This is a genomic window from Virgibacillus alimentarius (assembly GCF_017874635.1).
Taxonomy (GTDB): domain Bacteria; phylum Bacillota; class Bacilli; order Bacillales; family Amphibacillaceae; genus Virgibacillus_B; species Virgibacillus_B alimentarius.
Genome location: NZ_JAGIKX010000053.1, coordinates 1 through 10,806, shown reverse-complemented (window position 1 = coordinate 10,806; position 10,806 = coordinate 1). Strand labels below are relative to the sequence as shown.

9 protein-coding genes are annotated in these 10,806 nt (G+C 39.4%); all 9 read right to left on the bottom strand.

Annotated elements, in window-relative coordinates; translation table 11 throughout:
- Positions 1 to 317 precede the first annotated feature (317 nt).
- The 9 genes from nhaC to J2Z81_RS15200 all read right to left on the bottom strand — a co-directional run bounded on the left by nhaC (position 318) and on the right by J2Z81_RS15200 (position 10,618).
- Entirely contained in the window at positions 318 to 1,763 is a 1,446-nt protein-coding gene (gene nhaC, locus J2Z81_RS15240) for a Na+/H+ antiporter NhaC (RefSeq protein ID WP_226371715.1), read from the bottom strand.
- Between the two features lie 21 nt (positions 1,764 to 1,784).
- Positions 1,785 to 3,215: a dihydrolipoyl dehydrogenase gene (gene lpdA, locus J2Z81_RS15235; RefSeq protein ID WP_226371714.1), complete on the bottom strand. Its 1,431-nt coding sequence runs from the start codon at positions 3,213 to 3,215 to the stop codon at positions 1,785 to 1,787.
- The gene (locus tag J2Z81_RS15230; RefSeq protein ID WP_029268821.1) at positions 3,216 to 4,439 is read right to left on the bottom strand and encodes a dihydrolipoamide acetyltransferase family protein; all 1,224 of its coding nucleotides are present in this window, start codon (positions 4,437 to 4,439) and stop codon (positions 3,216 to 3,218) included.
- 14 nt (positions 4,440 to 4,453) lie between these two features.
- Positions 4,454 to 5,476: an alpha-ketoacid dehydrogenase subunit beta gene (locus J2Z81_RS15225; RefSeq protein ID WP_318842369.1), complete on the bottom strand. Its 1,023-nt coding sequence runs from the start codon at positions 5,474 to 5,476 to the stop codon at positions 4,454 to 4,456.
- Complete coding sequence (pdhA, locus tag J2Z81_RS15220; RefSeq protein WP_226371713.1) at positions 5,476 to 6,534, bottom strand: pyruvate dehydrogenase (acetyl-transferring) E1 component subunit alpha; 1,059 nt, start codon at positions 6,532 to 6,534, stop codon at positions 5,476 to 5,478. Before pdhA ends, J2Z81_RS15225 begins: the two co-directional genes overlap by 1 nt.
- Positions 6,535 to 6,566: 32 nt before the next feature.
- The gene (locus J2Z81_RS15215) at positions 6,567 to 7,700 is read right to left on the bottom strand and encodes a Leu/Phe/Val dehydrogenase (protein WP_029268816.1); all 1,134 of its coding nucleotides are present in this window, start codon (positions 7,698 to 7,700) and stop codon (positions 6,567 to 6,569) included.
- A 317-nt stretch (positions 7,701 to 8,017) separates the two neighbouring features.
- Positions 8,018 to 8,572, bottom strand: a complete 555-nt coding sequence (locus tag J2Z81_RS15210; RefSeq protein ID WP_226371712.1) for a DinB family protein — start codon at positions 8,570 to 8,572, stop codon at positions 8,018 to 8,020.
- Between the two features lie 62 nt (positions 8,573 to 8,634).
- The gene (locus tag J2Z81_RS15205) at positions 8,635 to 9,798 is read right to left on the bottom strand and encodes a lactate 2-monooxygenase (RefSeq protein WP_226981397.1); all 1,164 of its coding nucleotides are present in this window, start codon (positions 9,796 to 9,798) and stop codon (positions 8,635 to 8,637) included.
- A gap of 181 nt (positions 9,799 to 9,979) precedes the next feature.
- Positions 9,980 to 10,618 carry a GntR family transcriptional regulator gene (locus J2Z81_RS15200; RefSeq protein WP_029268810.1) on the bottom strand — a complete coding sequence of 213 codons (639 nt, stop codon included), beginning with the start codon at positions 10,616 to 10,618 and terminating at the stop codon, positions 9,980 to 9,982.
- Between the last annotated feature and the right edge of the window lie 188 nt (positions 10,619 to 10,806).

Here is a 10,806-nt window from a genome sequence, read left to right as displayed (position 1 = left end):
GAGGGGTACCCCTCCCAATATAATAAACTCCATACCAACACATAAATGGTTGAAAACCTTGTATCTTATTTTACACATAATTCAGGACTTGACTACCGGAAAAGAACATATATCAACCGGTGCACGGGGATAGCAACCGGAAAAGAACATGTATCAACCGGTGCGCGGGGATAGCAACCGGAAAAGAACATATATCAACTGCTGCGCGGAATTATCAACCGATGCACGGGAACAAATGGACAATTTCAACGGTGGCATAAATTTCAAGCGCATAACCATGGAAAACGAGACATACATTTGTGCATGCCTCGCCTTTATTAAATCATTTTTCTTTTTGCCATGTTTTCTGCGTGGATATTTCGTTCTGCTCCTTCCTTTTCTTTGTCTATATAGGTCAATGTTTTCCCGGTAAACCCATAAAATATAGTTAATAAGGGGCATAGCAAACAAAAGATTGCAAAAGGGAAATATTGTAAGGTCGGAACCCCTAGAACGGTTGTGATAAAGACCCCTGTAACACTCCACGGGACAAGTGGATTAACGACAGTTCCTGCATCTTCGGAAACCCTTGCTAAATTTTTATTTGTCAGACCGACCTTTTTATATTGGGATTGAAAAGATTCGCCGGTTAATAGGATTGATAAATATTGTTCCCCAACAAGAACATTAATACCGATTGCAGTGAGTGCCGATGTTAAAATCACAGATCTTACTTTCTTTAGCATATTTTCAATGGAAGCAAGCAATCTTGGCACGATTCCTAAGGTAAATAGCAATCCGCCCATACTTAGAGCAAGTAAGACAAGACCGATGGTAAATAACATATCCTCTATGCCGCCCCGGGTCAATAATTCGTCTATTTCTGAGACGCCTGTTTCAGAAACAAATCCGCCGAATAAAACACCAAACAGGTCCCCAACCGGTGTGGCTCCATTAATATAGGAAATTGCAATGGCACTAAGGGATCCGGCAGCGAGCGCCAGTAATGCAGGCGCTTTCATTATTGAGAAAATTAACAAAACAACGATTGGAATGACACCATTATACCAATGAACAAGGCCTGTATCCAGTAATCCTTGCTGAAATTGTTCCATTTTTCCGAAATTTGTATCTGTAAGTTTAGGTGATAATATAGCGAATAAAATAAAGGTTATCACAAATGCTGGGACTGTTGTCCATGTCATGTTTTTGATGTGTTCAAATAAGTCCACTTTTAATATGGATGAAGCCATATTTGTCGTATCGGATAGTGGTGAAGTTTTATCACCAAAGAACGCACCTGATACGATCGCACCTGCTGTAATTGCAAGTGAAGCATCGATTGCGCTTGATATTCCGATAAAAGCAACGCCAACTGTTCCTACTGTTGTCAAAGAACTCCCAACACTCATACCTACAATTGCTGTTATGACAAAAACAATCGCAAAGTAGAAGCTTGGTGTCACTAGTTCAAAGCCAGCGTAAATAAGGGTTGGAATCGTGCCTCCCAGCATCCAGGAGGCAATTAAAATTCCAATAAAGAAGAAGAGAAATACTGCAGCCATGCCGGCCTTGGCACCTTCCGTTACTCCTTCTTCTAAATCTTTATATGGCACTTTCTTTATCAGTCCATATACAACCAGAAGTAAAAGTGAAATAGCTAAAGGGATATGCGGAGGTGCATCATAAATGATGATGCTGGAACCCATGATGAATAGAATTGCGACTGTTATCAATACTGCCTCAGATAAAGATGGTACTTGTACAGGTTTAATTCGGAACATAAAAAGTCTCCTTCATTACTTTTATACTTTCGCAGTCTTCTTAGGTGGTGGCATATGAATCGCTTTTTCTTCCAGACCTTCCACGGCTTCGAGTATCGTCTCATTAAAACTAGGATGCGGGTATAATGGGAAATTTAAATCTTCGTCTCGTCCTACCATTTCAAGAGCAGTTACAGCCGTGCTGATTAATTCAACAGCTCCCGCTCCAATTGCATGGAATCCCAGAAGTAAATCTGTTTCTTCATCTTTAATTATTTTCGTTATTCCACTCTTTTCATTTGTAATCATTGCGTAGCTATTGCCGCTATTTGCAAATTGGCTCGTTTTCACTTTGCACCCTGCTTCAACAGCTTCTTCTTCGGTTAATCCAACTGACGCGATCTTTGGAATACTATGAACAATTGTTGGAAGGAAAGTTAGATCAACTTCACTGTTTAGTCCAGCAATGGTCTCAGCAGCTACTTTTCCTTCTTTAATCGCTTTCACTGCAGAAGGTGTTCCTTCTGTGATATCTCCTACGGCAAAAAGCTTGTCCAACGATGTCCGCATTTGTGCATCTGTTTCAACGAGACCGTCTTCCGTCATTTTAAGACCAAAGCGTTCCAGTCCTAATTCGGCTATGTCTGCCTTGTGCTGCGTAGCTACATAGATATGCGTACCTTTTAAAGTTTCTTCTTTTCCATCTTTAGCAAGTCGGACTTCAACGTCATCTTCAGAAGCATGCACTTCCTCCACTTTAAATCCGCGATGCACTTTAATTTTTTGTTTCTTTAAAATACGCTTTAATTCTCTGTTAATAGACGTATCAAATGAAAAATCATCTGTTTCATCTAAAATCATTGTTACATTAGCACCGAGATTATGATAGCTAAATGCAACTTCCAGTGAAATATAATTACTGCCATATACGATTAAATCTTGTGGCATTTCATCTAGATTGTAAATTACATCAGAAAATAAAACACGGTCACTTTGCTTAGGCAAAAAGTCAGGTTTTATAGTTGCACTTCCTGTAGCAATAATCGCATGGTTAAATTCATACACGTCAAATTGATGACCATTCTCAACGCCAATCTTATTCTCTGCTGTGAAAGTAGCTTGTCCTTCAATGATTTCAATTTTATTGGCTGCACATAAAGCCTCTACACCTTTTCTGAGTTGTGCAACTGTTCTGTCTTTATATTTCATTAGTTCATGAAAATCAAAAGTTGGCTCTCCTATATTGATGCCAAGTATGGATAGATTTGGAACAGAGGCATATTCCTTTGCTGCGTGTGCAAAGACTTTTGAAGGAATACATCCTTCATTTAAACAAACGCCTCCCATTTTTCCTTTCTCAATGATGGTTACATCAAGTCCAAGTTGTGCAGCCCGGATGGCGGCATTATAGCCGCCAGGACCGCCGCCAATAATGACTAAATCTCGGCTTTCTGCAATTTCTCCTACAACCATTTAAACCAACTCCAATAGTAACTTTTTCGGCTCTTCCAGTAATTCTACAAACCGATTTGTAAACCTTACAGATGCTGCGCCATCAGCAACACGATGATCAAAAGAAAGCGACATATTCATCATGGAGCGGATTGCAATCTCATCATCATCCATGACAACAGGCACTTTTTTCGTTTTATGAAATGCCAAAATACTCGTTTGCGGATGATTAATAATTGGTGTAGCTCCCATTCCGCCAAGTGGCCCAACATTACTAATCGTAAAGGTGCCATTTGCCATTTCTTGAGCACTTAATTTTCCTTCTTGCGCTTTTTTCGTTAGATCTTTCATTTCTGTATGAATTTCACGTAGTGATTTTTGATCCACATTTGGAAGGACTGGTACCAACAATCCTGCTTCCGTATCTGTAGCAAGACCAAAATTATATTGTTTAAGTAAATGAATGACTTCATTTTCTTCATCAAGTCTTGCATTAAAGATTGGATGCTCTTTTAGTGAGATAGCTAGCGCTTTCAAGAAAAATGCTACAACGGAAATGTTATCCCCAGATTCTTTCAATTCTTTTCGCAATTCAAGCAAGTTTGTTAAATCTGCTTCCTCAAAATGCGTGACATGTGGGATAGTCTGCAAGGAATAGCTCATATTTTTTGCAATTTGTTTCCTGATTCCTTTAAAAGGAATTGTATCGCTTGCTTGTTCTTTTTGATTTGCAGCGGGGACACTCGCCGCAGCAGCTTCCTGAACTCCCGCTTTACCCGCTGAACCGTTTACAAACTGATACACATCTTCTTCTGTCACACGGCCGGCAGGACCTGTACCTTGAATCTCTTCTATATCTACCCCTTTATCACGTGCGATTTTTCGTGTATATGGGGCTGCTAGGACACGGTTATGCTTTTTCTTAGTTGAGGTTTTCTCTTCGACTGGTTGTGGAGCAGATTGTTTTTCCTGTTTTTTGGGTTCTTCTGCTTTTTCCGGAGGACTGTTTTCCTCGCCATTATCAATTTCCATGATAGGTGTCCCGACAGTCACGACTTCCCCTGTATTAAAGTGAATCGCCTTGACGGTGCCCGCAGTTGGAGATGGGATTTCTGCGACCATTTTATCTGTTTGCATCTCCACAAGCGGTTGGTCAACAGTTACCTCATCGCCAACTTTAACAAAAAACGTTAAAATTTCTCCTTCATTCATTCCTTCTCCAATGTCATGAAATTTTACTTCCATTGCTTGTTCTCCTCCTAAAAATCAATTACTTTTTGGATCGCATCCTGCACTCGCTGAGGTGTTGGCAAATAATCATTTTCCAAAGCAAACAGTGGAACTGGCACGTCAAACCCTGTTACACGTTCAATTGGAGATTTTAAGTATAAAAAGGCTTTGTCATTAATAACGGATGTGATCTCACTTCCTACCCCGCCAGTTGATTGTGCTTCATGAACGATGACAACGCGACCTGTTTTTTGGACGGATTCTGCAATGATATCTTTATCTAATGGATACAATGTACGAAGATCAATAACATCACAGGAGATATTTTTTTCCTTCATTTGCTCGGCTGCTTTTTTAGCGATCGGAACCATTGCTCCCCATGCAAGAACAGTTACATCCTCACCTTCGATAATCCGCTCCCCTTTTCCTAACTCAATGGAATACTTTTCAGTAGGTACCTCAACACGCTCACCGCGATAAAGACGCATTGGCTCTAAGAATAATACAGGATCAGGATCTTCAATCGAAGCGACAAGCAATCCTTTTGCGTCATAGGCGTTTGATGGACAAACAACTTTGATTCCTGGTAAATGGGTAAATAAAGCTTCAATACTATCTGAATGAATTTCTGGTGATCTTACCCCTGCACCATACGGAGCACGAATAACCATTGGTAAATGATAATGGCCCATTGTACGTGAACGTGCACGTGTAACATGTGTTGCAATTTGTTCATACGCTGGATAAATGAAACCAAGGAACTGAATTTCTACAACCGGCTTCAATCCATTAAGCGCCATTCCGACAGCTGCACCCACAAACCCCGCTTCACTTAGTGGTGTATCGACCACTCTTCTTTCGCCAAACTTTTCCTGCAAGCCATCTGTAGCTCGGAAAACGCCTCCATTTACACCAACATCTTCACCAAGCACTAGGATGTTTTCATCATCATCAAGCATCGTTCCTAAGCCATCAGTAACCCCTTGAATCAGTGTCATGGATTTAGTTGTTTCCATTGATTCATTCGCCTGCTTCTCTAACATCTTTGCCATTATTTTGTCGCCCCCTTTAAGATTTCCTTTTGCTCTTGAATCGTCCAAGTTGGCTCCTTGAAAACATAGTCAAACATATCAGCAGGATCAGGTTTCTGGAATTTTTCCATTTCTACAATTGCGTCATCTAACTCTACTTCAATTTCCTTTTCTATTTTTTCAGCCCAGTCTTCATCCCACATATCATGATTTTTCATAAAACGTTCTAATCGTAAAATTGGATCCAATTCTTCCCGTTTCTTCTCTGTTTCTTCCTGATTGCGGTATTTTGTAGGATCATCAGCAGTTGTATGAGCACCGAAACGCCATGTTACCGCTTCAATTAAAGTTGGACCTTCTCCGTTCCGCGCTCTTTCAAAAGCTTCTTTTACTGCGAAATGCACAGCGAAAACATCCATACCATCTACACGTACTCCCGGTATGCCATATGCCTCTGATTTTTGGGCAATCGTTTCAGAATTCATTTGTTTTTCAATTGGAACAGAAATGGCAAATCCATTATTTTGGTTAAAAAATACAACTGGTGCCTGAAAGACACTCGCTATATTAATACCTTCATGAAAATCCCCTTCTGAAGTCGCACCGTCACCAAAATAAGCAATCGCTACATTATTTGTTCCTTTATACGTTTCTGCCATTGCAGCACCTGTAGCATGTGGGAGCTGTGTCGCAATTGGAACAGAAGCAGGATAAATATTTTTTTCTTTCGATGGGACGGAGCCTTCCACACGTCCGTTCCAATAAAGCAATACACGATCCATTTCAGCTCCAAATGTTAATGTAGCCCCGTGATCACGGTATGTTGGAAACATCCAGTCTTTCTCTTCAAGAACTAATGCACTTCCTACTTGTGATGCCTCCTGTCCTTCAAAAGGCACGTAGGTTCCAATTCTTCCCTGACGCTGCAGAGCTTTCCCTTTCCGATCAAAGGTACGAATTCGTAGCATATGATAATAAAATTTTTGTGCTTGTTCCTTCGTTATTTCCTTTTCATATTCCTTTGAGACGAATTTACCGGCCTTATCAATAATCTCCATCATTGGATACTTTTCCTTCATTTCATTCACCCTTCACGAATTATTTTTGGCTTTTACCCACGAATATTCCATTTTGGTCTGCGATCACGAGCGAAGAAATTGTTTCTGTTTCGTTGTTCATCGATGGTTTGCTGACATTTTCTATTTGCTGCTTCTTCTGTTGTAATATCTGCTAGTTTCGCTTGTTCATAGATTTCTAGAAGAGAGTCATAGATTGCTTTGGTCTTAAGTAATACACGTTCTTTATTTGGTTCATATAGCTCATCAGCAACTTGAATTAAACCACCTGCATTTACAATGTAATCCGGTGCATATAAAATACCTTTATCTGCAAGTACTTGTGCATGCGTTTTGGCTTTAAGCTGATTATTTGCTGAGCCTACAACAGCTTTTACTGTTAATTGAGGAATGGTTTCATCGTTGAGAACCGCGCCCATTGCACAAGGTACAAAGACATCTGCATCCACACTGTAAATTTCGTCACTTCCTACAACGGTTACAGAACCGCCTAATTCTTTTGCCTTATCTTGGATCGATTCAAGTACATGTTCATGAATATCCGTTACAAATAAATCTGCTCCAGCTTGAAGTAAATGCTCTGCTACTTTATAACCTACTTTTCCTAAACCTTGAATCGCATACGTTTTTCCTCCAAGACTGTCATCACCAAAGACGTGCTTATTTGTTGCTTGGATGGCATATACAACACCTTGAGATGTTGGTATGGATGAATCACCGCTTCCGCCATATGCTTCAGGAATTCCATTAATGAAATTCGTTTCTTTTAGTGCTTGAACAAAATCATCCATGGTTGTTCCCATATCTGTTCCTGTATAGAATCTACCATTCAATGAATCGACGTATTGTGCAAACTTACGAAACATCGCAGGAGTTTTATCTTTATCCGGATCTCCAATAATTACAGCCTTTGCACCGCCAAAATCAATATCAGCTGCTGCACATTTGTATGTCATTCCTTCAGATAAACGAAGTGCATCCTCAAGTGCGTCATCTACATTTTCATAAGGGTACATCCGCGTTCCACCAAGACCTGGACCGAGGGTTGTATCATGAATCGCAATAATAGCTTGCAAACCAGTGATTGGGTCATTACAAAAAACGACCTGTTCATGCCCTGCTATTTTTTGAAATATATCCTGTTCGTTCTTTTTTGCTAGTTGTTTCATCACACACTACCTCCAGTTTTTTACTTTTATTCCCATGTATTCGCTTTCATCATCTTACATAAAATAGTCGATCTAAAATCGATAAAATCTTTGCTTTGTAAACGTTTCATTTTTAAGTATATTCTGTTGACTGTTAACTGTCAACTGCAAATAGTAAATAATAATTGAAAAAAACGAAGGATTTAAAAAACTTTAACAGAATAGAAACGACAAATTAGAAAACGCTTTCATTTTCATGCACTTTGTAGTCTTCAACGACATTGCAACGGATCAGCATGCATCGTTACTATGATCCGTTACAGTGCTGAAAGGAATATTTATTGCAGTTGAAGCAATTCATATTTTTTAACAAGATCAAAATGGTGTTGCTCATGAATAGCTAGCAAATGGATACTTTGGATCAGATTGGGGTAATAGGCAATTGGGTCGGGATAACGTATATGTCCGGCAACATTTTCCTCCATACTTTCGATCACATCCATCAGCTTTTTCGTTTCTTCCTCAAGCAATTCCTGAACGTCTTTGAAGCGATAATCCTTTTTCAAATCTTTAGGTGGTACAAGTAGAGATGGTGCGGACATTGACCTCTTTTTCTTTTCCTTATATTCTTTGTATATGTTATGTATTTCAGATTGATAAGGTTTTTTCTTCCGTAAATGGGCAATTGGTAGCATAACCGGTATATATAAAACAGAAAACCTTCTGAACAGTCTTACTAATAAGACTAAGTGATACAGCGTTTCGCCGATGGACCATTTATCCGGTAAAGGCCTCCTCCATGCATGTTTAAAATCCAAACTGCAGTCATTATAAAAAATTTCCCGCTGCTTTTTTAACTGTTGAAAGTGTCGATTTATTTCTTTGCTTTTCAATCGTTTCACCCCAGAACGGATAGATAGAAACAACCAGGTAATTATAGAGCAACTGGAAAAAGCTACTTCCTTCTTAATAATGAGCGATCGATGGATGATAGAGAGTTTTTCCCGCACAGCGCTAACGTCAAATCGATATCAGCTGCCAGCTGGCGTAGAACTTGCTCTACTCCTTCTTCTCCAGCAACTGCTAACCCATAAATATATGGTCTGCCAATGAGTACAGAAGTTGCTCCCAGGGCGAGTGCCTTTAAGACATCAGCACCTCTTCTTATTCCGCTATCCATTAAAATAGGTACTTTATTTTGTACTGCCGCTACGATCTCTGGCAATGCGTCAAGGGCCGCAACCGAACCATCTACTTGTCTTCCACCATGATTAGAGACAATAATGCCATCAACACCGTATTCTAATGCTAACTTTGCATCATTGGGATGAAGAATTCCTTTTAACAAAATAGGCAAATTCGTATGTTCACGAATAAATGACAGATTATCCCACGTTACTTTTGGGTTTCCAAAGATTTGGCCCCAGTAATCGATTGTGGTCTTCATGTCAGATTCCGGATCACATCCAAGTTTCTTGCAAAAAACAGGGTCAGTAAGATAGTTTCCTATGCCTTCCCCTAACATAAAAGGAAGATAACTATTTGTGAGATCACGTTCTTTCCATGGTGTGACAGGAGCATCTAATGTAATGACAATTGCCGTATAACCTGCTCTTTCTGCGCGTTTTAGAAAGCTGGCCGTTATCTCGGGGTCTTCATTCCAATAAAGCTGATACCATTTCGGGCTTCCATCAGCAGCCGCAGAAATTTCTTCCATCGGTTTTGATGACACCGTACTTACGATCATAGGAACTCCCATTTTAGCAGCTGCTTTTGCAACCGCTACCTCTCCGTCCGGATGGATGATCGACTGCAGACCAATTGGTGCTAACATAAATGGATGAGGAAATGTATGACCTAATAAATGAACCCTTAAATCACGGCTACCTACATCATTGAGCATACGTGGTACAATCTGCCAGCGTTTAAATGCATCTCGATTATTATGTACGGTTTCTTCTGATCCAGCCCCGCCTGCTACATAATCAAAAGAGTGCTTTGCTAATAAATTATTTGCGGCTTTTTCCCAGTCTTCAAACGAAACTGGCAAACGTTTCTGTTCTGGGGAAAACATTCCCTCATAAATTTGATTTTGAACTTCATTTCCTACACTGGCCAACGAATACACTTCTTTCTTTTAACTTTTTTAAACGAAAAACTCCATTTAATGAAATGATATAATTTTCTGTATTTTTTGTCAACAGTTAACTAAAAGCTTGCAAATTATTTTTAAAAATAAAATCTTAACCCTTTCAAACTGGATTAAGATTCTTTGTTTTCTATGATATTTTAATAAAGTATTAACCAATATGCATGAGTACACCATCTAAAGCTCTTTTAATATGAGCATGCATGAACTTTACAGCTTTTTCCTCTTTTTTCTCACGTATTAATTCATAAAGATGTTCGTGCTCCTCAATAAATTCCGGATAAAAATCTCCGCCTACCATACTTTTACGCATATAATGAATTTTCGTCTTAATGGTATCCATCAATTCAATTAACTGTCTATTTTTTGAAGCCCCAATGATAATCGTATGGAATTGCTGGTCTAATTGCCCAAGCTCTACCCCATGATCTGGTACTTCTTTCGTTTCTTTTAAATTAACGGCTAATTGCTCTTTTTCCGCCTCTGAAATATTTTTAATCGCTAGTTGAATTGCAAGTGTTTCCAAACTTTCACGGCACTCAAATAAATCAATAACATCCTGTACATGCGGCTGATAAACACGAACAAATCCATCATTATAATTAAGCAGTCCATCTTGAATAAGCATACGGATTGCTTCTCTGACTGGTCCTCTGCTAATGCCCAGCTTCGTAGCGATCTTTGATTCCACCACACGTTCAGACGGCTTGAATTCACCATCCATAATGGATTTTTTTATAATATGATATGCTTGAAGATGAAGTGATTCAGGCTTAACAATACCACTCATCATCCCACCCCCTGTTAATAACTTATCTATCTGACTTGTAAACAGTTTACATCATTCCGGCAAAAAAGGAAATACTGGAAAATTAATTGACGGAAAAAATCGAGTAGGTGACTAACCATTACTTGGTTAGTCGACCTCTCACACCACCGTACGTACGGTTCCGTATACGGCGGTTCAATCTCTTGAGT

Excerpts from the sequence above, each read along its gene's own strand:
- pdhA (WP_226371713.1), bottom strand. The coding sequence starts at position 6,534 with ATGAAGGAAAAGTATCCAATGATGGAGATTATTGATAAGGCCGGTAAA.
- J2Z81_RS15200 (WP_029268810.1), bottom strand. The coding sequence starts at position 10,618 with ATGAGTGGTATTGTTAAGCCTGAATCACTTCATCTTCAAGCATATCAT.
- lpdA (WP_226371714.1), bottom strand. The coding sequence starts at position 3,215 with ATGGTTGTAGGAGAAATTGCAGAAAGCCGAGATTTAGTCATTATTGGC.
- J2Z81_RS15215 (WP_029268816.1), bottom strand. The coding sequence starts at position 7,700 with ATGAAACAACTAGCAAAAAAGAACGAACAGGATATATTTCAAAAAATA.
- nhaC (WP_226371715.1), bottom strand. The coding sequence starts at position 1,763 with ATGTTCCGAATTAAACCTGTACAAGTACCATCTTTATCTGAGGCAGTA.
- J2Z81_RS15230 (WP_029268821.1), bottom strand. The coding sequence starts at position 4,439 with ATGGAAGTAAAATTTCATGACATTGGAGAAGGAATGAATGAAGGAGAA.
- J2Z81_RS15225 (WP_318842369.1), bottom strand. The coding sequence starts at position 5,476 with ATGGCAAAGATGTTAGAGAAGCAGGCGAATGAATCAATGGAAACAACT.